The organism is Nocardia brasiliensis IFM 10847 (assembly GCF_000710915.1).
Classification (GTDB): domain Bacteria; phylum Actinomycetota; class Actinomycetes; order Mycobacteriales; family Mycobacteriaceae; genus Nocardia; species Nocardia brasiliensis_A.
In genome coordinates this window covers 37,963-63,436 of sequence record NZ_BAUA01000155.1, presented here as the reverse complement: position 1 = coordinate 63,436, position 25,474 = coordinate 37,963, and the positions used below count along the sequence as shown (strand labels likewise).

Genomic DNA, 25,474 nt, shown 5'->3' with positions numbered 1-25,474 from the left:
CGGTTGGGGGAGTGATCGACGCAGGTGCGCGGGTTACTGGAAGCGGAACCAGCGGGCCGCGAGCCCGCCCGACACCAGGCCCCACACCGCCAGCACCGCGATGCCGAACCAATCCACACTGCTGCGCATCGCGTCCTCCAGGGCGACCGTCAGCGCGCCCGAAGGGATCAGGCGGGCAAGCACATTCACCGCGGTGGGCAGGTCGTCGGAGGCGAACACCACGCTGGCGATGCCGAGCATGACGAACCACAGGATGTTCGCCAGCGCGAGCACGATCTCCGCCTTCAGCGTGCCGCCGAGCAGCAGCCCCATCGCCGCGAACGTCGCGGTGCCGAGCGCGATCACGAACGCGCCCAGGACGAGTCCGGCGGGCTCCGGTCGCCAGCCCAGCGCGAAACCGATCACGCCGAGCAGAATCGCTTGCAGCACAACGACGATGAGCACCGCGGCGCACTTGCCCGCGATGATTCCCCAGCGCGGCAGCGCGGTCGCGCCCAGCCGCTTGAGCGCGCCGTAGCGGCGATCGAAGCCCACGGCGATGGCCTGACCGGTGAACGCGGTGGACATGACCGCCACCATCATCACCGCGGGCACGATCTTGTCCACCCGATCGTCGCCGAGGTCGCCGAACGGCAACAGGCTGAGCCCGACCAGCAGGGTGATCGGGATGAACATGGTGAGCAGCAGCTGTTCGCCGTTGCGCAGCAACAGGATCAGCTCCAGCCGGGTCTGCGCGCTCATCATCGCGAGCCGGGAGCTGGGCCGCGGGTCGGGCGCGAAGGTGCCCGGTGCGAAGCGGTTGGCGCTCAGATCTGGCTGGGTCATCCGCGCAGCTCCCGTCCGGTCAGTTCCAGGAAAACGTCCTCGAGTCTGCGCTGATCGATCCGGATGTCGGTGGCGAGCACGTTCACCCTGGCGCACCAGGCGGTCACCGTGGCGAGCACCTGCGGGGTGATCTCGCCCTCCACCAGATACGTGCCCGGCGTGGTCTCGCGGGGCGCGAACCCTTCCGGCAGCGCCGATTTCAGCAACTCCAGATCGAGTTTCGGTGGGGCGCAGAACCGTAGCTGTCCCGCCGCGCCGTGCGCGGTCACCTCGGCGGGCGTGCCGGAGGCGACGATCTGCCCGTGGTCGATGATCACCAGCTGGTCGGCGAGCTGCTCGGCCTCGTCCATCACATGGGTGGTGAGCACGACGGTCACGCCGTCGCGGCGCAGCGCATCGATCAACTCCCACACGATGAGTCGCGCCTGCGCGTCCAGGCCCGCGGTCGGCTCGTCCAGGAAGACGATCTCCGGTTTGCCGACCAGCGCGCACGCCAGCGCCAGCCGCTGCTGCTGCCCGCCCGAGAGCCGGCGATAGGGCGTCGCGCGATTGTCCTGCAAGCCGAGCGTGCGCAGCAGCCACTGCGGGTCGAGTGGATCGGCCGAATACGCGGCGACCAGGTCGAGCATCTCGCCCGCCTTCGCGCCCGGATACGCGCCGCCGCCCTGCAGCATCACGCCGATGCGTGCGCGCAGCCGATCCGAATCCGCGATCGGGTCCAACCCGAGCACCCGCACCGTGCCCGCGTCCGGTGCGACGAAACCCTCGCACATCTCCACCGTGGTGGTCTTGCCCGCGCCGTTGGGTCCGAGCAGCGCAAGCACTTGCGCCCGTTCGACATCGAAGCTGAGACCGTCGACCGCGGTGGTCTCGCCGTACCGCTTGAGGACACCCTCGACCCGAACGGCGGGTTCGCTGCGCTGAGTCACGATGTCACACCGTAGGACTTGGGCGTCTGTGACGGAGCCGACACCCCCGTCTGACCGCGCCAGGGCAGGGCGTGCCGGGTGAGGACGATGAACAGCACGGCGACGATGACCGTGGCGATCGCGGCGCCGACGATCTGGAACACCTCGAACTCGGCGCCGCGCGGCATCAGGATGAGGCTCACGATCGCCGAGAAGGTCACGGCCGGAACGCGGAACACCGGTTGGGTGGCCCAGGCGGCCAGCGGCACGATCGCCCACAGCAGGTACCAGGGTTGCACCACGGGGAACAGCAGCACGATCGCGCCGAGCGCGACACCGAGCGCGCCGACCGCGTGCAACCGTCCGATGCCGGTCGCGACCAGCATGCGCACCGCGATGAAGCCCGCGACCGCCGCGGCGATCGGGCGGGTGATGCTGATCATCGCGGTGGTGTGGTCGCCGAGCCCGAGCAGCACTCCGCCGAAACCGGTGATGATGCCGAGCACGGTCGGCAACGACATCCAGCTGCGCACCGCGTTGGCCACGTTGAGCGTGTGGATCCAGCCGAAGCCGAGCCCGCTCATCGAACCGATCAACAGTGTGGTCCCGATGGCGATCGCGCCCAGCAGCGCGGCCGCGACGGCGACCGAACGCACCGAGAAGCCCCACCGCCGGGCCAGCGCCATGCCGACGAAGCCGAGCGCGATGATCGAGGTGAACTTCACCGACGACGACATCGTGATGACGATGGCGCCGGCGATCAGCCAGGTATAGGCCCGGCCGTCGAACGGATGGATGTCCTCGATGGCGCGCAGGCAGAACTCCATGCCGGCCAGCATCAGGCCGAGCATCAGCGCGTCGTTGTGCACGCCGCCGACCAGGTGGAACAGCACCAGCGGATTCGCGGCGCCCAGCCACAGCGCGCTCACCGGCGCCACGCCGCAGCGCTGGGACAGCCGGGGCAGCGCCCACACGATCAACGCGACACCGGCCAGCGCCAGCATGCGGTGCACCCAGACGCCCGCGATGATGTTGTCCCCGGTGAGTTCGGCGATGCCGCGGCCGATCCACAGGAACAGCGGGCCGTACGGCGCGGGGGTGTCGCGCCAGATGGTCGGCACGTTGTTGGTCAGCACGTTGTCGATGCCGAGCCCGGCGACCGGCCCTTCTTGGTAGGGGTCGATACCGCGAGCCGCGATTTCACTCTGTGCCAGATAGGAATACACGTCGTTGCTGAACATCGGCGGCGCGACGCTGAGCGGGATGATCCACAGCAGCAGCGTGCGGTCCAACTGCGAGCGGGTGAGGCGGTGGATCGGTGAACCGCCGATGCCGCCGATGGCGAAGCGGCCGAGCAGCAGCCAGGCCAGCACCACGATCACCGTGCCGGTCATGCACATGGCCAGCGATCCGGTGTGCGCGCGGGCGAAGATGCCGAGCACCCGGACGCCGGAGGTCGGATTCTGGTGCACCGGCTGCGCGCCGATGCCCAGCGCGCTGATCGCCATCAGCACCGTGCCCGTGGCGCCCATCAGCCGGATCCGGTCCAGCTGGACCAGTTCCTTGCGATTGAGGCCGGGCACTTCGGACTCGTCCTGGTGCAGGACCGCGATCGAATGATCGGCGGCGGGCACGTCCAACCCGAGTGCCCGGCGCCCGAATGCCAGTGTTCTGCGCCGCGCGCCCTCCAGTACCGCCACGAGACGCAGCCTAGTTCGCGCGGGCGTCCGATACCGCGTACGGGCACCGCTCGTTCCGATCGGCAGCGGGGCCGGGCAAGGGACAATCGGACATATGGTTTCGGAGTCCAGGCGACGGATCGAGGTCGCCGCGTGCGAATTGCTCGCGCGCCACGGGTATCACGGATTCGGCTTGAAGGCGTTGAGTGAGGCGGCCTGCCTGCCCTACGGGTCGATCTACCACCACTTTCCGGGCGGCAAGGAGGAGATCGCGGTGGCCGCGATCACCGACACCGGCACCAGGGCGGCCCGGATGATCCGGCAGGCGCCGACCGACGTCTTCGCCACCACGGCAACGCTTTTCGAGTTCATGACCCGCAAGCTGGCGCAGTCCGACTGGGTGGACGGCTGCCCCATCGGCACGCCCGCGCTCGACGGCGGCAGCGACGTCGAGGCGGTCCGGGAAGCCTGCGGCGCCGCGTTCGACGCGATGGAACGGGCGTTCGCCGGGCTGCTCGCCGAACTCGGCCTGTCCGCGCAGGCCGCGGGCGAATTGGCCACGACGGTGGTCGCCGCGTATGAGGGCGCGACCGTGCTGGCCCGGGTACGCCGCTCGGCGGATCCGCTGCACACGGTGGCCACGGCGATGGAGCGCCTGGTTCGGATCACCTTCACCGAAGCCGGGCTGTACGACGCCGAAGCGGCGGCCGAGCCGACCGGCACCGGCTCCTCGGATATCGATGCGGAGATGCCGGACGCCGATTTCGGAGATCCGCCGACGGCGGTGCCGGCGGTCGACGGCGACGGAATCCTGCCGGATGTCGACGCCCGCGTGGTGGCCGCGGCAGCGGACGAGCCCGTCGACCAGGTTCCGGGAGCGGATCCGCCCAGCTAACCGGGATGCGACGGCCACGCCGCTGAAACTCGTCGCGGTGGGCCGAGTCCGCCCGCGCGCGGGAACGGCCGAGTGGTTGTGACGCATCGCACTGAAGCAATTGCAGCCGGGGCTAATCGATCTCACGTCTGTTGTCCGGACGCTTGCCAGGCGAGCGGCGAACCGTGCGCGGCTCGCCGTCGGCCCGGGTCCGGGTCGGAACTCGCAGGTCAGAGCCTGGTAGATCGCGCAGGTGCGGATTCCGCAGAATTTACGGGTGGATGGCGGTCCCGTCCGCAACCACTCGGCACGGTCGATACCGACCGGTACGGCTCGGTGGCGGCGGTCGACGCAGGTCACAGGGGTCTGGAAGTCAGGGCACCCTTATTAGATTTCGGGAACGAATTCCGCCACACTGATGTTGTGAAAACCGTGGGTTTGCGGAAAAACGATGAAGGGGCTGGTCGCCGGGCCGGTACCGCGTCGTCCGCTGCCCCCGCCACGGTCGCCGAAGGGCACACGCGCGCGGCCATCGTCCAGCTACTGCTGGAGGAGGGGCCGATCACCGCGACCGCTATCGGCACCACCCTCGGGCTCGCGCCGGCCGGGGTGCGCAGGCACCTCGACGCACTGATCGACTCCGGTCAGGCCAGGGCGAGCAGGTCAGCGCCATGGCAGCAGAAGGGCCGCGGCCGCCCCGCCAAGCAGTATCAGCTCACCGCCGCCGGACGCGGACAGCTGGGCCACGCCTACGACGATCTGGCCGGTGCCGCGATCCGCCAGCTCGGCGAGATCGGCGGCGCCCAGGCCATCACCGAGTTCGCCCGCAAACGGGCCAGGACTATCGTGGCCGGGATCGCACCCGTCGAGGAGCACACCCCGGAACACACCGAGGCCAAGGCCGAGGAGATCGCCGAGGCGTTCACCGAGGCCGGATTCGCCGCCACCACCCGCAAGGTGGGCGCCGGCGTGCAGATCTGCCAGCACCACTGCCCGGTCGCGCACGTCGCGGAGGAATTCCCGCAGTTGTGCGCGGCGGAACTCGAGGCGTTCCGTGACCTGCTCGGCACGCACGTGCAGCGGCTGGCCACGATCGCCAACGGCGACTGCGCGTGCACCACGCACGTGCCCCTGCTCGTGCTGCCGATCAGCAAAACTTCATCAGAAACCGCTGCACAGCCCGCAACGGTACGAACGAACGACTCCGGAAGGAGTGCCGAATGACGACGACCACCGACCAGGTGCAACCGCTCACCCAGGAAGAGACCATCGCTTCCCTGGGCAAATACGGTTACGGCTGGGCCGATTCGGATGTGGCCGGAGCGAGTGCGCAACGAGGCCTGTCCGAGGCGGTTGTTCGCGACATCTCGGCCAAGAAGAGCGAGCCGGACTGGATGCTCGACATCCGGCTGAAGGCGCTGCGCATCTTCGACCGCAAGCCCATGCCGAACTGGGGTTCCAACCTCGAGGGCATCGACTTCGACAACATCAAATACTTCGTGCGTTCCACCGAGAAGCAGGCCGCCACCTGGGACGACCTGCCGGAGGACATCAAGAACACCTACGACAAGCTGGGCATCCCCGAGGCGGAGAAGCAGCGCCTGGTGTCCGGTGTCGCCGCGCAGTACGAGAGTGAGGTCGTCTACCACCAGATCCGCGAGGACCTGGAGCAGCAGGGCGTCATCTTCCTCGACACCGACACCGCGCTCAAGGAGCACCCGGAGATCTTCCAGGAGTACTTCGGCTCGGTGATCCCCGCGGGCGACAACAAGTTCTCCGCGCTGAACACCGCGGTGTGGTCGGGTGGTTCGTTCATCTACGTGCCGCCGGGCGTGCACGTCGACATCCCGCTGCAGGCCTACTTCCGGATCAACACCGAGAACATGGGCCAGTTCGAGCGCACGCTGATCATCGTCGACGAGGGCGCCTACGTGCACTACGTCGAGGGTTGCACCGCGCCGATCTACAAGTCCGACTCGCTGCACTCCGCGGTGGTCGAGATCATCGTGAAGAAGGGCGGCCGCTGCCGCTACACCACCATCCAGAACTGGTCCAACAACGTCTACAACCTGGTCACCAAGCGGGCCAAGGCGGAGGCGGGCGCGGTGATGGAGTGGGTCGACGGCAACATCGGCTCCAAGGTCACCATGAAGTACCCGGCGGTCTGGATGACCGGCGAGTACGCCCGCGGCGAGGTGCTCTCGGTGGCGTTCGCCGGCGAGGGCCAGCACCAGGACACCGGCGCGAAGATGCTGCACCTGGCCCCGCACACATCGTCCAACATCATCAGCAAGTCGGTGGCGCGCGGTGGCGGCCGGGCCTCCTACCGGGGGCTGGTGCAGGTCAACAAGGGCGCGCACGGGTCCAAGTCGACTGTGAAGTGTGATGCGCTGCTTGTCGATACGATCAGCCGCTCGGACACCTACCCGTACGTCGACATCCGCGAGGACGACGTGACGATGGGGCACGAGGCCACCGTCTCGAAGGTCTCCGAGGACCAGCTGTTCTACCTGATGAGCCGCGGCATGACCGAGGACGAGGCGATGGCGATGGTGGTGCGCGGCTTCGTCGAGCCCATCGCCAAGGAACTGCCGATGGAATACGCGTTGGAACTGAACCGGCTCATCGAGCTGCAGATGGAAGGAGCCGTCGGCTGATGGCGACAGGTGTCATCGGAGCGGTCGAGGGCGAGAACCCGTCGAAGCCGATCCAAAACCCGGGCGCGACAGCCGCGATCAACAAGGGCGAGGTGTTCACCTCGTTCGACGTGAACGCGTTCGAGATTCCGTCCGGCCGCGACGAGGAGTGGCGGTTCACCCCGATGCGCCGCCTGCGCGGGCTGCACGACGGCACCGCGGTGCGCGACGGGCAGGCCACGGTCGAGGTCGGTGCGGTCGAGGGCGTCCGGGTGGAGACCGTCGGGCGCGACGACGCCCGGCTCGGCACCGCCGGCACGCCCGCGGATCGCGTTGCGGCCCAGGCCTACTCGGGTTTCGAGCAGGCCACCGTGGTGTCCGTCGGCGCGGAGACCGAGGTGGCCGCACCGGTCGTCGTCACGGTCACCGGTCCCGGCGAGGGCAAGACCGCCTACGGTCATCTGCAGATCCGGCTCGGCAACTTCGCCGTCGCCACCGTGGTGGTCGACCAGCGCGGCAGCGGAACCTACGCGGAGAACGTGGAATTCGTGCTCGGCGACAGCGCGAAGCTGACCGTCGTCGCGGTGCAGGACTGGGCCGACGACGCGGTGCACGCGACCGCGCACCACGCGAAGCTCGGCCGCGACGCGACGCTGCGGCACATCGCCGTGACACTCGGCGGCGACCTGGTCCGGCTGACCGGCACCGTGCGCTACGAGGGTCCAGGCGGCGACGCCGAACTGCTCGGCCTCTACTTCGCCGACGCGGGCCAGCACTTCGAACAGCGCCTGCTGGTCGATCACTCGCAGCCGAACTGCAAGTCCAACGTGCTGTACAAGGGTGCGCTGCAAGGCGATCCGGCTTCGCCCAAGGGCGACGCCCGCACGGTGTGGGTCGGCGACGTGCTGATCCGCGCGGCCGCCGAAGGCACCGACACCTTCGAGGTGAACCGCAACCTGGTGCTCACCGACGGCGCGCGCGCCGACTCGGTGCCGAACCTGGAGATCGAGACCGGCGAGATCGCCGGCGCCGGGCACGCCTCGGCGACCGGCCGTTTCGACGATGAGCAGCTGTTCTACCTGCGTGCCCGTGGCATCCCGGAAGACGCGGCACGGCGCCTGGTGGTGCGCGGCTTCTTCCAGGAGATCATCCAGAAGATCGCGGTCCCCGAGATCCGGGAGCGGCTCGAGTCGGCCATCGAGGCCGAGCTCGCCGCGATCGGCGCCTGAACCACTCACTCCCACAAAGGAACTCGAATTCGATGACCACCCTGGAAATCAAGGACCTGCACGTCGAGGTCGCCAACCCGGACGAGTCCGGCGAGCCCATCAAGATCCTGAAGGGCGTCGACCTCACCATCAAATCCGGTGAGACGCACGCCATCATGGGCCCCAACGGCTCGGGTAAGTCGACGCTGTCGTACGCGATCGCCGGTCACCCCAAGTACACGGTGACCTCCGGCTCGATCACCCTCGACGGGGAAGACGTGCTGGCCATGTCGGTCGACGAGCGCGCCCGGGCCGGCCTGTTCCTGGCCATGCAGTACCCGGTCGAGGTGCCCGGCGTCTCCACGTCGAACTTCCTGCGTACCGCCGCCACCGCCGTGCGCGGCGAGGCGCCCAAGCTGCGGCACTGGGTCAAGGAAGTCAAGGAGTCGATGGCCGAGCTGGAGATCGATCCGGCCTTCGCCGAGCGCAACGTGAACGAGGGCTTCTCCGGTGGTGAGAAGAAGCGCCACGAGATCCTGCAGCTCAGCCTGCTCAAGCCGAAGATCGCCATCCTGGACGAGACCGATTCCGGCCTCGATGTCGACGCGCTGCGCATCGTCTCCGAGGGCGTGAACCGCTACAAGGAGCGCGAGAACGGCGGCGTGCTGCTGATCACCCACTACACCCGCATCCTGCGCTACATCCAGCCGGAGTTCGTGCACGTCTTCGTCGGCGGCCGCATCGTCGCCGAGGGCGGTTCGGAACTGGCCGACGAACTCGACGCCAACGGCTACGTCCGTTTCACGCAGAACGCACCCGCCCCGTCGGCTTCGCCGACTGCCATCCCCCAGAGTGCCACCGCAGGAGCCTGATATGACCGCCACGGTCCCCGCACTCGACGTGGCCCGCGTCCGGGCCGACTTCCCGATCCTGAGCCGTACGGTCCGGGACGGGAAGCCGTTGGTGTACCTGGACTCCGGCGCGACCTCGCAGCGGCCGCTCGCCGTGCTCGACGCGGAACGCGATTTCCTGACCACGCGCAACGCCGCGGTGCACCGCGGCGCGCATCAGCTCGCCGAGGAGGCGACCGACGCCTACGAGGACGCCCGCGCCGCCATCGGCCGGTTCGTCGGCGTCGACGCCGACGAGATCGTGTTCACCAAGAACGCGACCGAATCGCTGAACCTGGTGACCTACTCGTTCGCCGACGACCGGTTCCCGTACCACGTCGGCCCCGGCGACGAGATCGTCATCACCGAGCTCGAGCACCACGCGAATCTCGTTCCGTGGCAAGAGCTCGCGCGCCGCACCGGCGCGACGCTGAAGTGGTACGGCGTGACCGACGACGGCCGGATCGACCTCGATTCGCTCGAATTGTCGCCCAGCACCAAGGTGGTCGCGTTCACGCACCAGTCGAATGTGACCGGTGCGATCAGCGATGTCGCCGAAATCGTCCGGCGCGCAACGGCGGTCGGCGCGCTGACCGTGCTCGACGCGTGCCAGTCGGTGCCGCACATGCCCGTCGATTTCCGAGCGCTCGGCGTCGATTTCGCCGCGTTCTCCGGGCACAAGATGTTCGGTCCGTCCGGTGTCGGCGTGCTGTACGGCCGTCGCGCGCTGCTCGCGGAGACGCCGCCGTTCATCACCGGCGGATCGATGATCGAAACCGTCACCATGGAGGCCACCACCTTCGCCGCGCCGCCGCAGCGGTTCGAGGCAGGTGTGCCGATGACCTCGCAGGTCGTCGGATTGGGTGCGGCCGTGCGGTATCTCGAATCGCTCGGTATGGAAGCCGTTGCGGCGCACGAGCATGCGCTGGTCGAGGCAGCGCTGGCCGGGCTCGGCGCGATCGAGGGTGTGCGCATCATCGGCCCTACCGACACGGTCGCTCGCGGCGGCGCGGTCTCGTTCGTGGTGGACGGCATTCACCCGCACGACGTGGGCCAGATCCTCGACGACGAAGGTGTCGCGGTGCGGGTCGGTCACCACTGCGCGTGGCCGTTGCTGCGTCGCCTCGGGGTTCCCGCCACGGCGCGGGCCTCGTTCGCCGCGTACAACACACTCGATGAGGTCGACGCACTGGTTGCCGCCGTGCGGAAGGCTCAGCAGTTCTTTGGAGTTGCATAGAACATGCGCATGGAGCAGATGTACCAGGAAGTGATCCTGGACCACTACAAGCACCCGCATCACCGCGGGCTGCGGGAGCCGTACGGTGCCGAGGTGCACCACGTGAACCCGACCTGCGGCGACGAGGTGACCCTGCGCGTCCAGCTCGATGACAACGGTGACGTCGCCGACGTCTCCTACGACGGGCAGGGCTGCTCGATCAGTCAGGCCGCCACCTCGATCCTCACCGATCAGGTCATCGGCCTGCCCGTGCAGCAGGCGTTGAAGGTCGTCGACTCCTACAGCGAGATGATCTCCAGCCGTGGCACCATCGAGGGTGACGAGGATGTCATCGGCGACGGCATCGCACTGGTCGGTGTGTCGAAGTACCCGGCCCGGGTGAAGTGCGCGCTGCTCGGCTGGATGGCGTTCAAGGACGCGGTGATCCGGATCGCGCCCGAGCAAACCACGTCCACGAATGGGGCCGGCAATGACTGAAACACCCGCATCGGAAACCGCCGCCGAGCAGCTGTCCGACGAGGACATCAAGCGGCTGGAGGATCTCGAGGAGGCGATGCGTGACGTCGTCGACCCCGAGCTCGGCATCAACGTCGTCGATCTCGGCCTGGTCTATGGCTTGGCCGTGCAGGACGAGGTCGCGATCCTCGATATGACGCTGACGTCCGCGGCCTGCCCGCTGACCGATGTCATCGAGGACCAGTCGCGTAACGCCCTGGTCCGCAGCGGCTTGGTCGAGGACCTCAAGATCAACTGGGTCTGGATGCCCCCGTGGGGCCCGGACAAGATCACCGAGGACGGCCGCGAACAGCTGCGCGCCCTCGGCTTCACTGTCTGATCTCTCGCATCGCACATCGACGGCCGCTGCCTGCAAGGCAGCGGCCGTCGATGTTTGCGCAGCGCCTGCGGCTGCGTGTGCCACTCGTCACCAGGACTTGGTCCAGGAGCAATAGGTAGGTTATTTTCTACCTATAAACAGTAGGAAACTTCCTACTTGATGCGAACGGAGTAGAAGATGTCGGAGGCTGCTGAGCGGTTCCGGGTGACCAGCGAGGGATTTCTGGCCCGGATCATGGCGGTGCGCGCGGATCAGTGGGACAACGCGACGCCGTGCCCGCGGTGGACCGTGCGGGATGTGGTCGGGCACGTGATCAACGAACAGCGCCGGACGTTGGCGCAGGTGCGCGGGACCGAGCCCGCGCCGCTGCACGGAATCGGGGTCGCCGAGATGGGCGCGCTGCCCGAGATCGCGCCGGATGCCGACCCGGCCGCTGCGTGGAAACACATCGGGGACGGGCTGGCCGCGGCCATCGACGATCCCGCCTGCTTGTCCGCCGAGATCCCGACGTTCCAGGGGCCCAGGCCTTTTCGGGAGATCGTCGACATCCTGCCCGAGGACGTGCTGATCCATACCTGGGACGTGGCCCGCGGCATCGGCGGCGACGAGCGGCTCGACGCCGGTGTGGTCGCGTTCGTGCATGAGCACCTGCTGCCGATGGACGAGGCGTTGCGGCAGCCATGGGCGTTCGGACCTAAGGTGACTGCACCGGCGGACGCGGACCCGCAGACCGAGTTCCTGTGTTTCGTCGGACGACGCCCGTAGCGCGAAAACCACCGGATCCAGAACGAAGGCCGCGATGCCGTACCGCACGAAATCCAGTGACGCCGACCTGCTGTTCGGCGCGCTGGCCAATCCCACCCGCCGCGACATCCTCGACCTGCTCCTGGACGGCGAACAATCGGTGCAGTCCATCGCCGAACGGTTCGATATGGCCCGGCCCAGTGTGTCCGAGCATCTGAAGGTGCTGCGCGAGGTCGGGCTGGTGGGGGAGGAGAAACGCGGCCGGTTCCGCTATTACCGGGTGGAACCGCAACCCCTGCACGACTTGCAGTCCTGGCTGGCGCCGTTCGAGCGGTACTGGCGAGCCCGGATGCGCGACCTGGGTGACGTGCTGGACGCGCTGCCCGACGAACCCGACGACGAGAAGGGCGTGACCCGATGACCGATGACCCGACCATCATCGAGGTGGACCAGTTCTACCCGCACCCGCCGGCCAAGGTCTGGCGCGCGCTCACCACCCCCGACCTGCTGTCTCGGTGGTTGATGGAACCCACTGGCTTCGAACCGGTTTCGGGCAACCGCTTCCGGATGCAGGCGCGCCCGATCCCGGAGGTCAACTTTTCCGGGCAGATCCGTGGCGAGGTGCTCGAGGTGGACGAGCCGAAGTTGTTGCGTATCACCTGGAACGATGCCGCGGTCGCGGAGGACAGCGGCTGGGTGCTCAGCTGGCAGCTGCATCCGGAGGGTAAAGGAACGCGGATGTTGTTCACGCACAGTGGTTTCGATCCGGACAATCCGATTTCTCAGTTGTCCCGCACCAGAATGAGCGGTGGCTGGCCCGGTTTGCACCATCGTCTGGCGGGTCTGCTCGACGCGCGATAAATCGCACGAATGCGATTGAAAAGAATTGCCGCGCCCGGTTTTCTGATGGCGCGGCAGCGAAAATAACAGCGGCGCAGACTATTGCGGAATGCGCTTGCTGGACTCAAAGGTCCAGGCTGGATTGCAGCTGGTTCGTCTCGGCGGCCCGCGATTGGTCCTGCGCGTGCAGGGCGCCTGCCGTCGTGTTCAGCGATTCGGAGAGCTCGGCCACGTGCTGCTGGAGCAGCGTGCGGCGACCGTCCAGGTACGCGTTGAACCTGGTGAACGCCGTGGCCGCGGTGTCATGCCAGCCCGCGCGGCTGTCGGCGATCGCCTGATCGGTCTCGCGCAACGCGGTACCCGCATTGTCGTACAGCGTGTCCAGCCGAGCGGCCGCGCCGCGCAGCAGTTCCGGATCGACCGAAACGGAATCACCCATTTACGCCCCCTGATCCAAAATTCACGGTAATTCCCGGATACCATACCTATCGTCGCAAGCAATCCTGACTTCCGTGGGGGGATCCTGGACGATGTTGCTACCGGACATTCGCTGGTGGAATGTGCTGGCGCTGGAAATGCTCGAGACGTCGCTGTCTCGGCGCATCACCACCGTGCAGGACGTGGTCGGCCAACTCGCCGATATCGGCACGCTGCCCGGTTGGCAGGGTGATTCCGCGGTGGCCGCGCGCCGCAGCTTCACCGTCACCACCGATCAGCTGATCGACGAGGCCGCCACCCTCGGCGCGGTCCGCGAGCTGACGAAGCAGACCAGGGAAGCGGTCACCCACCTCAAGGAAACGCTGGCCGCCATCGAACAGACCGCGACGGCGAACGGGCTCGAGATCTGGGACGCCGGCCACGTGACCATCGCCGATCGGCCCGGCGCGCCGGACCCCGCGCAGGTGGAGTCGCTGCGGCTGGAACTGCAGGACGCCGTGCACGCGGTGATGAAACAGGCCGACGATATCGACGCGGACGCGGCCGCGGTGCTGAACCAGGCCGCCGACGGCAAGATCGACGACCGCGGCGCCACCGACGTCGCGGCCGCCTCCGCCGCGGGCGCGACCCAGGGTGGACTGACCGCCCCCGCGCCGCCGGAAAACGGGACGCCGCAACAGAACAAGGAGTACTGGGACGCGATGGACGAGCGGCAGCGCCGCGAAGTCATCGACCGGCATCCCGAATGGATCGGAAACCGGGACGGCATCCCGTCCATGGCCCGCCACGAAGCCAACGTCAATCGGATCGACGACGAACGCGCCCGGCTGACTCAGGACCGTGACGCGCTGAAAGACCAGCTGAAGGACGCGCCGGACGGCGCGCGGTATCCGAATGCCCCCGACCCCTACGCCGCCGAGAAGACGAAACTGGCCGAGGTCGAGGCGAAGCTGACCGACCTCGACTCGATCGAGAAGATCCTGAAAGAGCATCCGCTCGACCCCGCCAACCCCGACAAGGGTGCGCGGCTGATGCTGCTCGACGTGCAGTCGGGAGACAAGGGGATGGCGGCGGTGGCCGTCGGCGACCCCGACAACGCCGACCACGTCTCGGTCACCGTGCCCGGCGTCTCGACCACCGTGCAATCGCTCGACGGGATGACCCGCGAGGCCGAAGCGGTGCAGCGGGAGGCCGAGAAACAGTTGCGGCTGGCCGGACGCCCGGACGAGCGGGTCGCCTCGATCGCCTGGCTCGGCTACGAACCGCCGCTGGACCTCGGGCTGGAGGCCGCACGCTCGGCGCGGGCCGAGGACGGTGCACCCGAACTGGCGCAATTCTTCGAAGGCTTGGACGTGGCGTCGACCCGGCCGGACCCGCACCTCACGGCGCTCGGCCACTCCTATGGGTCCTACACGACCGCGCTCGCGCTGCAGGACCACGGCCGCACCCAGCCGATCGACGACGCGGTCTTCTACGGCTCGCCCGGAATCAACGCGAACGACGAACCGGACCTGGGACTGGCACAGGGCCACGGCTATGTGATGCGTGCGCCCGACGACCCGATCTCACTGGTCGACGGCTTCGGCCGGTTCGGTCCCGACCCGGTCACCACGAAACTGGAGCAACTCTCCGTAGGCGAGGCCACGACCACCGACCACGTGCGCCGCGAAGACTCGAACGGGCACAGCGAATACCCGCGGCCGAGCGGCAACGGCGAACTGCGCACCGCCGGATACAACATGGCCGTCGTCATCGCCGGACTGCCGGAACTGGTGGTGCGCTGACATGACGGCCGTGACCCGAATACTCGCGGCGATCGTCTGCGCGACGGTCCTGACCGGATGTGGAGACAGGATGAACGATCCCGACCGCCCGTCCAAGGAAGACATCGCGCACGCCGAGGCCGAGCTGCGACAGCTACCGTCGGTCGAAGACACCGAGCGGCAACTGGCGGTCCTGCTCCAGCGGATCGCCGACGCCGCGAAAACCGTTGCGCCCGAACTCGAATGGCGAACCCTGCGCGACCGCGGCCAAGGCAAACTCGGCTGCCCCTCGCCCTACCTCGAAACCGCCGGCGTCTCCATGACGACCGACTCGCTCACCTCGGCGGTGCCGATCACCGACGACGAGTGGCCCCGCGTACTCCAGGCCGCCCGCGACCTCGCCGCCGAAACCGGCATCACCGCCCTGACCGTGCGCGCCGACACCCCCGGCCGCCACGACATCACCCTGCACGCGCCCGACCACGGCAACGAGATCACCCTCGGCACAAACAAAGCCGCCCTCCTGACCGGCCTCACCGGCTGCCGGTACCGTGAAGAGGATCTGCGGCAGCAGCCGGGAAACTGACCAGCAGAAGGGGACGTCATGCCGAGCAGGGGGAACACCGTCCGCACTCTCGCGCTCACCGTCGGCGCCGCGCTGCTTTTCGCCGGTTGCAACGACACGTCCGGGACCCCGGCGACCAGCAGTGCGCCGAGCGCGAGTGCGTCGGCGTCGGGGACGCCGGTGAAGGATCAGGCGCCGTGGGATCCGTGCTCGCTTCCTGTCGATGCCGTGCGGGCTACGGGACTTGACCCGGACAGTAAGAAGTCGGCTCTCGCCGGTGTCGAGTTCGATGGCTGGAAGTCGTGCGCGTGGCGCGCGCAGGCGCGCTGGTACGACCTCAGCATTCTGGCGGGAACTCCGACGCTGACGGCCGTGCAGGAGCGCCGGGATTTCATTGAGATGCAGCCGACGACGGTCGGCAACCGCCGCGCGCTTCAGTTCACGATGGCCAGTGACCGTAATGATCATCTGGGATGTGCTGTGGCTGTTGAAGTTCCAGGCGGTACGGTCATCTTCGACATGCTCGGCCGCTACGGTATGCCGCAAGAGGGACAGCCATGCCCCCTGGCGAACAAGCACACGAACGATTTGGCGAAGTATCTGCCGTCGAGCTAGGGGAATCTGATGGTTGGTGAAAGTCTGTCGACTTGGCGAGAGTTGCTCGACGCTGCCAACGCAGGGGAGCTGACTCTGGATGAGAGCGTCGGAGCTGGTCTCGCTCAGGACTGCGATCGCAATATCGAAAACCTTCGGGACATCCTGCAACTGTCTCGAAACGTTTCCACCGTTGCTGGATTCGGCGGTTTCCCTTCGGGACAGGTCCTTGAAGACAAGTTCACTGCGAAGGGTTCTACCGGCGCGGATTCGATCCAGAACCGCATCCGAGAGCACATCGACGAGATCACCCTCATGAAGGAAGTCTTCGCCAAGGCCATGGCCAACTACCGCTCCGTCGATCAGTCCCGGGCCGACCAGCTCACCGGAATCGACGCGCCGGCATGACCTACGACGAGTACCGGGCCCGCATCATCGCGGCGCAGGAGCAGTGGAACAGGGATCGTGCGAACATCTACGCCGTCACGAACGTCGGCACTGATCAGTTCCAGGGCGGTTACGAACCGCCGCGGATCACGAACGAGGATCTGGCGCTGTTCGAGACCTTGCCGCTGGCGGATCTGGTGCAGCGGGTGGCGGCGATGCAGCCGGGCACGGTGCTGCAGGCCGCGGAGGCGTGGTTCAAGATCGGCACCGCGTTCCGGGAGACGACGGAGACGTTCAATGCGAGCGTGCAGCGCACGATCGCGAACGGGTGGTCCGGTCAGGCGGCGGGCAAGGCGGCGGAGGCGGTGCGTACCTACAGTGACGGTGCGGGGCAGCTGACGACGTCGGCACACCTGCTGTACGCCAAGCTCACGGAGATGTACACCGGCCTCAACCAGACCCAGGCGTTGATGCCCGGTCTCACCGCCCCGGTGGATCTGAAGGGCAAAACTCTGCCTGCCGACGGTGCCATGAAGTCCGGCGACTACACCGCGGACGAGGCGCGGGAGGAAGCGAAACGCGTTCTCCAGACGGTGTATTGGCAGGTGGCGAACCAGACCGACACCGGGGTGCCGATCATCCCGCCCGCGCCGACCGTGGTGCGCGATTCGTCGACGCCGGTGGTGCCCTCGGCCGGTCCGGGCACGTCGAATCCGAGTTCTGCCACGTCATCCGGAATCGACGGTAAGGCGGGTGCGGAGACGAATCCGGCTGATCAACCGAACAGCGCAGCGCCCGAAGGCAATCCGGCGACGAACACGCAGGCGGCCAGTACCGGCTCTCCGGCGACGACTTCGGCGACCGCGAACCAATCGGCCACCGCGCCTACCACTTCCACGAACACTGGTACGCCGACCAGTACGACGCCGGTCGCCACGACGCCGTCACCGGCGGGCACGCCCGGTCCGGGCACGCCGTCGCGCTCGAACCCTGTTTCGCCCCTTTCCCGTTCCGGCCCGGGCACTACTCCCGGCGAGCCCGGCAAGCAGCCCGGCCCCGGCCGCAGCGTGCCCGGAAATCCGCAGCAGCCGGGCGTGGTTCCGGCCGCTGCCGCGCGGGCCGCGACGGGCCCGGCCGCCGGCCGGGCGGGTACGAGCGGCATGCCCGGCATGGCTCCGGGTGCGGCCGGTCGGCGCAGCGACGACGAAAAAACCACCGGCACAAAGGATTATCTGATCACGCAGGAGCACGGCGAGGAACTCACCGGTTTGGACGCGCTGCCGAAGACGGTGCCGCCGGTGATCGGCGACCATGATTGAGGTGCGTTTCACCGGACTGGAGTTCCAGCTGCTCTGGCACGCCTACGGCCGGGACCGGCTGCCGTATCCGCTGCAATTCCGCCCGCAGGCCGTCGATTTCGCCGATCTGGTAGCGCAGCGGGAAGCTGCGGCGGCCGCACTGCTCGACCGGCATTCGATCGAGCTGGAACGGGCGTTGCAGATCCTGCTGGAGCCGGAGGTCCGGATCGAACTCAAGGGGTTCGGCGCGCCGGAGCTGACCCGGATCTTCCGTTTCCACGGCGCGGTGCGCGACGCGGCGGCCGCGTCTTTGGTACAGCTTCCGGGCGTCGCCGCGGACACCGGCGCAGACGTGACGCTGCGCTACGGGACCGCCGCCCAGGTCGCTGCCGATGCGGTCGGCGCGCTGCCGGATTCGCCGCCGGGCACCCATCCACCCCTGGAGGCACGGCGGGCCGAGATCACCGCCGATCGGGAGCGGCCGGTGCGCGAAGCGTACGCGATGGGCCTCGCGCAGCGGTTCGACCGGCTGTTCAAACGGGAGCGCCGTGCGCTCGGTGAGATCACGGTGCTGCCCGGCCCGGCGGTCGACGCGCGCCCCACGTTCGGCCGTGGCTTCTGGTGGATGGACTATCCCGATGGCCGCTACTACGTGCGGACCGGTGATCCCGTCGTCGCCAAGCCGATGGACGCGGCCGCGATGGCCGCCGAGATCCGCAGGCTGACCGCACTCACGCAGCGGTACTACCGTGAGGATCGCGAGCACGACGAGTATCTGCGCACGCGTCGCTAGGGCCGAATCCGAAGCAGCGCTGCCGAATCGAGCGGATACCCCGAGTGCCGGCGGCAGATTTTCCGGTGCTGGACAGGGTAGGTGGTGTGGGTGATGATCAGCTCGCTTCATCTTCTTTGAACGGGAGTTTCTGTTGTCCAATCTGGGGAGGGCCGCGTTCGGTGCGGTCCTGGCATCCACCGCGGCATTGACCGTCGTCGGCGCGGGCTTCGCCGGCGCGGCGCCTGATTATCATGGGACGCTGGCCTTTTCGCCCAGCACCGGCAAAGTGGTCGGCTCGGTCGATCAACCATCCTGGGTGGCCGCGGATGCGGTGGCCATTCGGGACTGCGGCGTGTACGACTGCAAGATTCTCGTGCGCTTCTCCAACGGCTGTGCGGCGGCCGTGCGCGGCGCCGACGGTGCGTTCGCGGCCGATTGGGCGGCGACGCGGGAGGAGGCGGAGCGGCTGGCGGTCGCCAAGCTCGGCGAGAGCGCGCCACCGTTCCCGGACCTCGGCAGTGCCGTGCCGCAGCCGGCGCGCGTCGTGCTGTCCGCGTGCACCAAGAACGCGAGCTGAACGAACCGGTGGTCGCTGTATCGGCGGCGCCGAGCGCGCCGCGCATCGTCGGCGCCACGCTCTGCACCAGCAACGTGGAATGACGCCGTCGCCTGGTGCCCGGGAGCTGTCCCGGGCACCAGGTGAGTCAGCGGCGCAATACTTTTCGGGCCAGCCAGTTGCCGAAGAACTGGATGCCCTGTACGCCCGCCACGATGATCAGCGTGGCCACGAAGGTGACCTGCCAGTTGAACTGCTGATACCCATGGACCAGCGCGAAATCGCCCAGGCCGCCGCCGCCGACGGTGCCCGCCATGGCGGAGATGTCGACGATCGAGATCACCACGAACGTGTAGCCGAGGATCAGCGGGCCGAGTGCCTCGGGAATCAACAGCGTCAAGATGATTCGCAGCGGTCCCGCGCCGACCGCGCGCGCCGCCTCGATCACGCCGGGGTCGACCGTCACCAGATTCTGCTCCACGATCCGGGCGATGCCGAACGACGCCGCCACGATCATGACGAACGCCGCGGCGTCGCGGCCGATGGTGGTGCCGACGACTTCCAGCGTCACCGGCCCCAGCGCCGCGAGCAGGATGATGAACGGGATCGGCCGCACCACGTTCACGATCACGTTGAGCAGCAGGTTGATCGGGGCGTTCGCGAGCAGCCCGCCCTTGCGGGTGGTGTAGAGCACGGTGCCCAGGAACAGTCCGATCAGGCCGCCGATCACGAAGGTGATCAGCACCAGATAGATGGTGGTGCCGATCGCCTCGGTCAGCAACGGCCGGAGTTTGTCCCAATCCGCTTGCATCGGTACTCCTTTCAGGCCGTGCGCGGGCCGAGTTCGGCGATCACCTTGTCGACGGCGTCGTCGGCTCCGTGCAACGCCAGGGTGACGCTGCCGAAGGTCTTGTTCTGCAACGTGCCGACCCCGCCGTAGACCACCTCGAAGCGGACATCGGCGTGCGCCGCGACGGTCAACGCGGCGCCGATGCCGTGCTCGTCGTCGACGTCCACCGTGACGAGCCGGCCGCCGTGCAGCTCACCGAGCCTGCGCACTTCGTCCTCGGACGGCCGGTTGTGCAGCACCGTCGCCACGAACGATCGCGTCGGTGCGGCCTGCGGCGTCGCGAAAACCTCGAAGGTGCTGGCGAGTTCGACGATCCGGCCCTCGGCGAGCACGGCGACCCGGTCGGCGACGGCACGGATCACATCCATCTCGTGGGTGATCACCACGATGGTGACGCCGAGCTCCCGATTGACCTTCTTCAGCAGGCGCAGCACCTCCGCGGTGGTCTCCGGGTCCAGCGCCGAGGTCGATTCGTCCGCGAGCAGCAGCGACGGTGAGGTCGCCAGCGCGCGAGCGATGCCGACCCGTTGCTTCTGGCCGCCGGAGAGCTGGTCGGGGTAACTGCGGGCCTTGTCGGAGAGTCCGACGAACTCGAGCAACTCCGCGACCCGCGCCTTGCGCGCGGCCCGCCGCCAACCCGCCACCTTGAGCGGATACTCGATATTGCCTGCGGCGGTGCGGGATCGGAACAGATTGAACTGCTGGAACACCATCCCGATATCGCGGCGCAGGCGGCGCACCTCGGCCTCGCGCACCCCGGTGATGGGGGTGCCCGCCACCTCGATGCTGCCACTGGTCGGCCGCTCCAGGGCGTTGATCAGGCGGACCAGGGTGCTCTTGCCCGCACCGGAATAGCCGATCACGCCGAAGATCTCGCCCTGTTCGATCCGTAGATCGATACCGTCCAGCGCGACATGGGCATCCGCACCCTTGCCGAAAACTTTGGTGACCGAGCGGAATTCGACGGCGGGCGGGTTATCGCTCACTTGCCGTCACGAATGGTCTGCTGCACCCGCTGGAGAATCTGCTCCAATTCGGGCCCGGTGCGGCGCACCTCGACTGCCGTGTTCTTGGTGACCTCGGCGTGCGCGCGCTGCACCTCGGGGTCGTGCCAGAGTTCGACCAGCTGCAGCAGCTTCGGGTTGTTCTTGTCCTCGGCCCTGGTCACCAGCGCGTTGATGTACGGCTCGGCCGACGGGTTCTTCGGATCATCCTTGTACAGCGCCGAATTGGGGTCGATGCCGGAGCGGTCGAGGAAGGTGTTGTTGATCACCGCGCCATCCACGGACGCGAGCGAGAGCGCGGTCTGTGCGGCGTCGACCGTGGTCACCTTGACCTTGGACGCGCCCTTGTCGACATCGGCCGCGGTGGGCGCGCTCGAGCTGCCGGACAGCTTCAGCAGACCGGCTGCCTGCAGGACGAACAGGGCACGCGCCTGGTTGGTCGGGTCGTTCGGGATCGCGATCTCCGCGCCCTGGGGCAGGTCCGCGAGCGCCTTGTGCTTCTTCGAGTACAGGCCGAGCGGCACGATGTAGGTGGAGCCGATCGGGGTCAGCGTGTCCTTGTTGGCGACGTTGTAGGCGCCCAGGAACTGAAGGTGCTGAAAGAGATTCACATCGATCTGCTTCTGCGACAGCGCCAGATTCGGCTGTTTGTAGTCGGAGAAGTTGGTGATCTTCAGCGTGATGCCCTTGTCCTTGGCCCGCTGTTCGAAGACGTCCCAGGCTTTGTCCTTGTCGGTGGTGCCGATCCGCACTACCGTGTCGGAGGCGGACTTGTCGTCGGAACCGCACGCCGTGACGGTGAGGGCCGCGGTTGCTACCAGGACCGGGATCGCCAGTACCCGATGGAATTTCACTTCGTTGCTCCCGAAAAGCTCGTTGCAATATGAACCCGGTAATCCAAGCGGTCCGCCGACGGGCGGGACAACGGTTGGGATTGTGGTGAGCGAAACCCTTCCCAATTCTTGGACGACCGTCTAGTTTGCTCGCAATGCGCTTGATGCACCGTCTGCTGATGATTCCGATCCTTTCCGCCCTGGCCGTGACCACGATTTCCTGTGGCGCGAAGCACGACGACGGAGTGATCCGCATCGGTGTGAACGATCTCGCAGAGCCGCATTGGGACGTATACAAGAAGAAGGCCGCCGACCAGGGCATCCGGGTGGAGTTCATCAACTTCACCGACTACAACCAGCCCAATCCCGCACTGGCCCAACGGCGTATCGATCTCAACAAGTTCCAGCACGTGCGGTACCTGGCCAACTACAACGCCCGCAACAACGACACTCTGGTGCCGGTCGGCGCGACCGAGATCTTCCCGCTGACCCTGTACTCGCGCAAGCACAAGTCCGTCGCCGAGATCCCGCAGGGCGGCCAGATCACGTTGAGCAACAACCCCGCCAATCAAGTGCGGCCGTTGCTCAGCCTGGCCGCGGCAGGATTGGTCGTGCTGAAGGGCGGTGCGAGCTGGGACTCCAAGCTCGAAGACGTGGACACTGCGGCTTCCAAGGTGAAGCTGACGCCCATCGATCCGACTCTCACCGCGCAGTCGCTGTCCAGTGTCGACGCCGCGTTCGTCGACGACACCTTCGCACGTCCAGCGGGCCTGACCAAGAACGACACCATCTACACCGACGACCCGGAGCGCCCGGAATTGAAGCAGTACATCAACATCTTCGCCGCACGGGCCGCCGACAAGGACAACCCGACGCTGCTGAAACTGGCTGCGCTGTACCACGATCCGGAGGTGGAGGCCGCGGTGCGGGCCGAGACCGGTTACGAGGGCATCTTCAAGACGAACACCCCCGCCGACCTGCAAGCCACGGCGACCGAGCTGGAAGCGAAGTTCCGCAAGTAGTCTCGGGTCAGTCGCGGGCCGAGAGCACCCGGGCGGCTTCCCGGTGTGCGTTCGTATTCGGTTGCAGCGCACGGGAACCGGCCAGCTTGGCCTGCACGTGCTCGGACACGGTGATCGGCGGATACTTGCTGCCCGCGCCGACGCAGGAGGGCAGTGTCTCGATCACCGCGTCGAAATTGCCGTCGTGGAAGAACGCGGCGCTGCGCCGGCGTTCGATGGTGCCGTCGACGATCGGGGGCATCACCCGGTGCAGCGTCGAGAGCCACCGCTCGTTGGTCCAGCGGGCCATCACGTCACCGAGATTCACCAGCAGCGCCTCGTCGGCGGGTTGCACGTCGTGCCAGCGGCCGTCCGCGCCCAGCACCTGCAAGCCGGGCACCTGGTCGGCCCACAGGACGGTGACGATGCCGTAATCGGTGTGCTCGCCCATTCCTTTGAGGTCGCCGTCGAGGTCCACGCTGCCCGGCGGCAGCGCATAGTTGTTCATGCGCAACACGTTCAGCGAGTGGTCGGTGAAACTTTCGAAATAGCCGGCCGGTAGGTCGAGCGCGTCGGCGAAGACGGTGGTGAGCGTGCCCGCCACCCGCGCGGCTTCGGCGTAGTACCGCTGTACCCGCGGCTGGAAGTCGGGAAGCTCTGCGGGCCAGACATTGTCGGCGTAGCCGGCCTGCGCGGGGAGGTCGAGTCCCGGGTAGTCGGCGGTGGTGGTGCCGATATTGAACGCTTCGAAGAAGTCGTTCATCCGCGTCGCCGATGCCACGCCGAGGCTCAGACTCAGGCTTTCGCTCTTGGGCGGCGAATAGCCCCGATTGAATTCGATCGCGGTTCGGTAACTCTGCTTGGCGGCGGGCGCGAGCGCGAAGAATTCGTCCAGCGCGGCCGCGAACTCGTCGAGCACCGGGCGGGCGATCCCGTGCCCGCGGATCTGCATGAACCCGACCGTGCTCGCCGCCGCGTCCACCTGCCGGGCGACCGCGGCCCGCGCCGCGGCGTCCGCGCCCTCGACGTAGGGCGAGATATCGATGATAGGAACGTGGAACTCCACGACGCGCCGTCCTTCCGTCTTCGATGCACCGCTCCCCAGCATGGTCCGTACCCGCTGCGCCGAACCCACGTTCAAGTCACATTCGGGTAAATCCGTCGTGCTGCGGTTCCACTCGAGACCTGTTCGAGGGTTCCAGAACGGACCCGAATCAGGGTGCGGATCGGACCGTGAACAGGATGGTGCCGCCCTGCCGGAGGTCGAGGGGCAGCCGTGAGCTGAAACGGCTGCGGGTCGGGTCCGCACCGGCAATGATGCCGGTGTGGACGAACAGATGTACGAGCGATCGCGGCGTGGGTTGCACGCGGTGGCGGAATTGTTGATCGCGGGGCCGCAGTATCGGCAGTACGAGACCATCCGGCTACGGGTGGTGCACCAGGGGTTCGGCGGCGTGCAGTGGCCGGTTTCGGTGGTCGGCGCCGAACTGGTCTGGCCGGAGGGGCGTGCGGCGCTGGCGGGGACCTATCGCGAACTCGGGAAGCTCGCGAACATCGCACCGGGGGCGCCGGACGGGTTGTACAAGGACACCACCGGCGTGGAACTGGACAGCGCGATGGACATCGATCCGGTCGCGGCGCAGCAGATCAGCGACTGGTTCGCCCTGGGGGACAAGGCTTTGCGCTGTTTGGCCCCGGACAGTACGCCGGTGCTCTGGCCCGAGCACTTCGACCTGTCCAGCGCGGTGGGCGAGGTGAATTACGGTGTGTCGCCGGGGGATTCGGCGCATCCCGGCCCGTACGCCTACGTGGGTCCGTGGACCCCGCGCACGGGCGAGTTCTGGAACGCCCCCTTCGGCGCGTTGCGCCCCAGCACCGAATTCGACTCGGCGTCCGGCCTCCTGGCGTTCTTCGAGGAAGGCCGCGCCGCGGCGGCGAGCTAGGCGCATCCTTCCTGCGTCGCCGCACCCCTTCTGCCTTTGCGCACCCCCCTCTGCCAGGCCGCAACGGGTGCGCGAAGGCAGAACGGGTGCGGCGACGGTCAGAACCACCACTGGCGTGCGTAGCCGCCCGTGCGCGAAGGCCGACACGATCGTCGAGCGCCGGCGCGCGGGGACGGCCGGTGCCGGAGGCGAAGCGGATTCGGGAACGGGCGGCCCAGCGCTACCGGGCGGCGCGGTGGTTGTCGCCGGCCAGGCGGCCGCGGCGGATCAGGGCGCGCTTGGTGCCGGGGGCGATGGCGGCCGCGTCGAGTTGCGAATCCGGGTCGGGGTCATCGGGGTTCGGGCGGACGAACAGGGTGACCGTGGCGGCGGGGGTGAAGCCGCTGCGGGTCATCAACGCGGTGGAGGCGGCGTTGCGGTCTTCGACGTCGGTGACGATGCGGCGCGCGCCGCGGGCGAACAACGCCTCGGAGCAGACGTCGACCAGGCGCCGGGCGATGCCGTGCCCCTGCATATCCGGTGCGACGGCGATCCATTCGAGATAGGCCCAGTCGTCGCGATTCTCGAATTCCATCGACCCGAGCACGAAACCGACCACACGGTCGGAATCGAGGGCGACCCAGCAGGCGTTGTCGGGGCTGTCGAGGTGCTCCGCGACCGAGGTGAGCGACCACGAGGTGTACGGCTTGGTGGTGATGTCGAAGACTTCGTGACCGAGATCGAGGACCTGGCGCAGGTGGCCGAGACCCATCGGGACGATCACTACGGCAGAATCCATGCCGACAGTTTGC

29 protein-coding genes are annotated in these 25,474 nt (G+C 67.6%); 20 read left to right on the top strand and 9 right to left on the bottom strand.

Annotated elements, in window-relative coordinates:
* Positions 1 to 33 precede the first annotated feature (33 nt).
* The 3 genes from NBRGI_RS30385 to mptB are packed head-to-tail and all read right to left on the bottom strand — an operon-like array spanning position 34 to position 3,433.
* The gene (locus NBRGI_RS30385; RefSeq protein WP_029900627.1) at positions 34 to 825 is read right to left on the bottom strand and encodes an ABC transporter permease; all 792 of its coding nucleotides are present in this window, start codon (positions 823 to 825) and stop codon (positions 34 to 36) included.
* Complete coding sequence (locus tag NBRGI_RS30380; protein ID WP_029900626.1) at positions 822 to 1,754, bottom strand: ABC transporter ATP-binding protein; 933 nt, start codon at positions 1,752 to 1,754, stop codon at positions 822 to 824. Before NBRGI_RS30380 ends, NBRGI_RS30385 begins: the two co-directional genes overlap by 4 nt.
* Positions 1,751 to 3,433: a polyprenol phosphomannose-dependent alpha 1,6 mannosyltransferase MptB gene (mptB, locus tag NBRGI_RS30375; RefSeq protein ID WP_036561526.1), complete on the bottom strand. Its 1,683-nt coding sequence runs from the start codon at positions 3,431 to 3,433 to the stop codon at positions 1,751 to 1,753. Before mptB ends, NBRGI_RS30380 begins: the two co-directional genes overlap by 4 nt.
* 94 nt (positions 3,434 to 3,527) lie before the next feature.
* Between mptB and NBRGI_RS30370 the strand changes: the two genes are divergently transcribed.
* The 11 genes from NBRGI_RS30370 (at position 3,528) to NBRGI_RS30320 (ending at position 12,697) form a co-directional block, all read left to right on the top strand.
* Positions 3,528 to 4,307 (top strand): TetR/AcrR family transcriptional regulator, encoded by a 780-nt coding sequence (locus NBRGI_RS30370; protein WP_029900624.1) that lies wholly within the window; start codon positions 3,528 to 3,530, stop codon positions 4,305 to 4,307.
* Between the two features lie 402 nt (positions 4,308 to 4,709).
* A complete protein-coding gene (locus tag NBRGI_RS30365; RefSeq protein ID WP_029900623.1) occupies positions 4,710 to 5,510 on the top strand; it encodes a helix-turn-helix transcriptional regulator in 801 nt (266 codons plus the stop codon).
* Positions 5,507 to 6,943 (top strand): Fe-S cluster assembly protein SufB, encoded by a 1,437-nt coding sequence (gene sufB, locus NBRGI_RS30360; protein ID WP_029900622.1) that lies wholly within the window; start codon positions 5,507 to 5,509, stop codon positions 6,941 to 6,943. Before NBRGI_RS30365 ends, sufB begins: the two co-directional genes overlap by 4 nt.
* Positions 6,943 to 8,151, top strand: coding sequence for a Fe-S cluster assembly protein SufD (sufD, locus tag NBRGI_RS30355; protein WP_029900621.1), 1,209 nt, complete (start codon positions 6,943 to 6,945; stop codon positions 8,149 to 8,151). The genes sufB and sufD overlap by 1 nt, the downstream gene beginning before the upstream one ends.
* 32 nt (positions 8,152 to 8,183) lie before the next feature.
* A complete protein-coding gene (gene sufC, locus NBRGI_RS30350) occupies positions 8,184 to 9,002 on the top strand; it encodes a Fe-S cluster assembly ATPase SufC (protein WP_051728145.1) in 819 nt (272 codons plus the stop codon).
* Position 9,003: 1 nt separating this feature from the next.
* Positions 9,004 to 10,257, top strand: a complete 1,254-nt coding sequence (locus tag NBRGI_RS30345) for a cysteine desulfurase (RefSeq protein ID WP_029900619.1) — start codon at positions 9,004 to 9,006, stop codon at positions 10,255 to 10,257.
* Between the two features lie 3 nt (positions 10,258 to 10,260).
* On the top strand, positions 10,261 to 10,734 hold the full coding sequence (gene sufU / locus NBRGI_RS30340) for a Fe-S cluster assembly sulfur transfer protein SufU (protein ID WP_029900618.1): 474 nt from the start codon (positions 10,261 to 10,263) through the stop codon (positions 10,732 to 10,734).
* Positions 10,727 to 11,092, top strand: a complete 366-nt coding sequence (locus NBRGI_RS30335; RefSeq protein WP_014986353.1) for a metal-sulfur cluster assembly factor — start codon at positions 10,727 to 10,729, stop codon at positions 11,090 to 11,092. Before sufU ends, NBRGI_RS30335 begins: the two co-directional genes overlap by 8 nt.
* Before the next feature lie 177 nt (positions 11,093 to 11,269).
* Entirely contained in the window at positions 11,270 to 11,857 is a 588-nt protein-coding gene (locus tag NBRGI_RS30330; protein WP_029900617.1) for a TIGR03086 family metal-binding protein, read from the top strand.
* Between the two features lie 34 nt (positions 11,858 to 11,891).
* The gene (locus NBRGI_RS30325; protein WP_029900616.1) at positions 11,892 to 12,257 is read left to right on the top strand and encodes an ArsR/SmtB family transcription factor; all 366 of its coding nucleotides are present in this window, start codon (positions 11,892 to 11,894) and stop codon (positions 12,255 to 12,257) included.
* Positions 12,254 to 12,697 (top strand): SRPBCC family protein, encoded by a 444-nt coding sequence (locus tag NBRGI_RS30320; RefSeq protein ID WP_029900615.1) that lies wholly within the window; start codon positions 12,254 to 12,256, stop codon positions 12,695 to 12,697. Before NBRGI_RS30325 ends, NBRGI_RS30320 begins: the two co-directional genes overlap by 4 nt.
* A 103-nt stretch (positions 12,698 to 12,800) precedes the next feature.
* Here the strand turns inward: NBRGI_RS30320 and NBRGI_RS30315 are convergent, their stop codons facing one another.
* Positions 12,801 to 13,115, bottom strand: coding sequence for a WXG100 family type VII secretion target (locus NBRGI_RS30315; protein ID WP_029900614.1), 315 nt, complete (start codon positions 13,113 to 13,115; stop codon positions 12,801 to 12,803).
* Positions 13,116 to 13,206: 91 nt separating this feature from the next.
* Here NBRGI_RS30315 and NBRGI_RS30310 point away from each other — a divergent pair, with 91 nt between their 5' ends.
* The 7 genes from NBRGI_RS30310 (at position 13,207) to NBRGI_RS30280 (ending at position 19,073) form a co-directional block, all read left to right on the top strand.
* A complete protein-coding gene (locus tag NBRGI_RS30310; protein ID WP_029900613.1) occupies positions 13,207 to 14,898 on the top strand; it encodes an alpha/beta hydrolase in 1,692 nt (563 codons plus the stop codon).
* Between the two features lie 70 nt (positions 14,899 to 14,968).
* Positions 14,969 to 15,463 carry an LppA family lipoprotein gene (locus NBRGI_RS30305; protein WP_158439944.1) on the top strand — a complete coding sequence of 165 codons (495 nt, stop codon included), beginning with the start codon at positions 14,969 to 14,971 and terminating at the stop codon, positions 15,461 to 15,463.
* An 18-nt stretch (positions 15,464 to 15,481) separates the two neighbouring features.
* The gene (locus tag NBRGI_RS30300; RefSeq protein WP_029900611.1) at positions 15,482 to 16,057 is read left to right on the top strand and encodes a DUF3558 domain-containing protein; all 576 of its coding nucleotides are present in this window, start codon (positions 15,482 to 15,484) and stop codon (positions 16,055 to 16,057) included.
* Between the two features lie 9 nt (positions 16,058 to 16,066).
* Positions 16,067 to 16,444 carry a hypothetical protein gene (locus NBRGI_RS30295; protein ID WP_148310997.1) on the top strand — a complete coding sequence of 126 codons (378 nt, stop codon included), beginning with the start codon at positions 16,067 to 16,069 and terminating at the stop codon, positions 16,442 to 16,444.
* Positions 16,441 to 17,742: a hypothetical protein gene (locus NBRGI_RS45560; protein ID WP_029900609.1), complete on the top strand. Its 1,302-nt coding sequence runs from the start codon at positions 16,441 to 16,443 to the stop codon at positions 17,740 to 17,742. Before NBRGI_RS30295 ends, NBRGI_RS45560 begins: the two co-directional genes overlap by 4 nt.
* Positions 17,735 to 18,514 (top strand): ESX secretion-associated protein EspG, encoded by a 780-nt coding sequence (locus NBRGI_RS30285; protein WP_029900608.1) that lies wholly within the window; start codon positions 17,735 to 17,737, stop codon positions 18,512 to 18,514. The genes NBRGI_RS45560 and NBRGI_RS30285 overlap by 8 nt, the downstream gene beginning before the upstream one ends.
* Positions 18,515 to 18,647: 133 nt before the next feature.
* A complete protein-coding gene (locus NBRGI_RS30280; RefSeq protein WP_029900607.1) occupies positions 18,648 to 19,073 on the top strand; it encodes a DUF4189 domain-containing protein in 426 nt (141 codons plus the stop codon).
* A 127-nt stretch (positions 19,074 to 19,200) separates the two neighbouring features.
* On the opposite strand, the gene NBRGI_RS30275 is transcribed toward NBRGI_RS30280, so the two are convergent.
* Genes NBRGI_RS30275 through NBRGI_RS30265 form a run of 3 tightly spaced genes read right to left on the bottom strand, consistent with a single transcriptional unit; the run spans position 19,201 to position 21,760 of the window.
* A complete protein-coding gene (locus NBRGI_RS30275; protein WP_029900606.1) occupies positions 19,201 to 19,863 on the bottom strand; it encodes a methionine ABC transporter permease in 663 nt (220 codons plus the stop codon).
* 11 nt (positions 19,864 to 19,874) lie between these two features.
* Positions 19,875 to 20,888 (bottom strand): methionine ABC transporter ATP-binding protein, encoded by a 1,014-nt coding sequence (locus tag NBRGI_RS30270; protein WP_029900605.1) that lies wholly within the window; start codon positions 20,886 to 20,888, stop codon positions 19,875 to 19,877.
* Positions 20,885 to 21,760: a MetQ/NlpA family ABC transporter substrate-binding protein gene (locus tag NBRGI_RS30265; protein WP_029900604.1), complete on the bottom strand. Its 876-nt coding sequence runs from the start codon at positions 21,758 to 21,760 to the stop codon at positions 20,885 to 20,887. Before NBRGI_RS30265 ends, NBRGI_RS30270 begins: the two co-directional genes overlap by 4 nt.
* A gap of 134 nt (positions 21,761 to 21,894) precedes the next feature.
* On the opposite strand from NBRGI_RS30265, the gene NBRGI_RS30260 reads away from it, so the two are divergent.
* A complete protein-coding gene (locus tag NBRGI_RS30260) occupies positions 21,895 to 22,761 on the top strand; it encodes a MetQ/NlpA family ABC transporter substrate-binding protein (RefSeq protein ID WP_029900603.1) in 867 nt (288 codons plus the stop codon).
* A gap of 7 nt (positions 22,762 to 22,768) precedes the next feature.
* Here NBRGI_RS30260 and NBRGI_RS30255 read toward each other — a convergent pair whose 3' ends face one another.
* Positions 22,769 to 23,848, bottom strand: a complete 1,080-nt coding sequence (locus NBRGI_RS30255; protein WP_029900602.1) for an isopenicillin N synthase family dioxygenase — start codon at positions 23,846 to 23,848, stop codon at positions 22,769 to 22,771.
* Positions 23,849 to 24,065: 217 nt separating this feature from the next.
* Between NBRGI_RS30255 and NBRGI_RS30245 the strand changes: the two genes are divergently transcribed.
* A complete protein-coding gene (locus NBRGI_RS30245; protein ID WP_235211154.1) occupies positions 24,066 to 24,683 on the top strand; it encodes a hypothetical protein in 618 nt (205 codons plus the stop codon).
* Positions 24,684 to 24,903: 220 nt separating this feature from the next.
* On the opposite strand, the gene NBRGI_RS44405 is transcribed toward NBRGI_RS30245, so the two are convergent.
* Complete coding sequence (locus tag NBRGI_RS44405; protein ID WP_036561517.1) at positions 24,904 to 25,461, bottom strand: GNAT family N-acetyltransferase; 558 nt, start codon at positions 25,459 to 25,461, stop codon at positions 24,904 to 24,906.
* Positions 25,462 to 25,474: the final 13 nt, after the last annotated feature.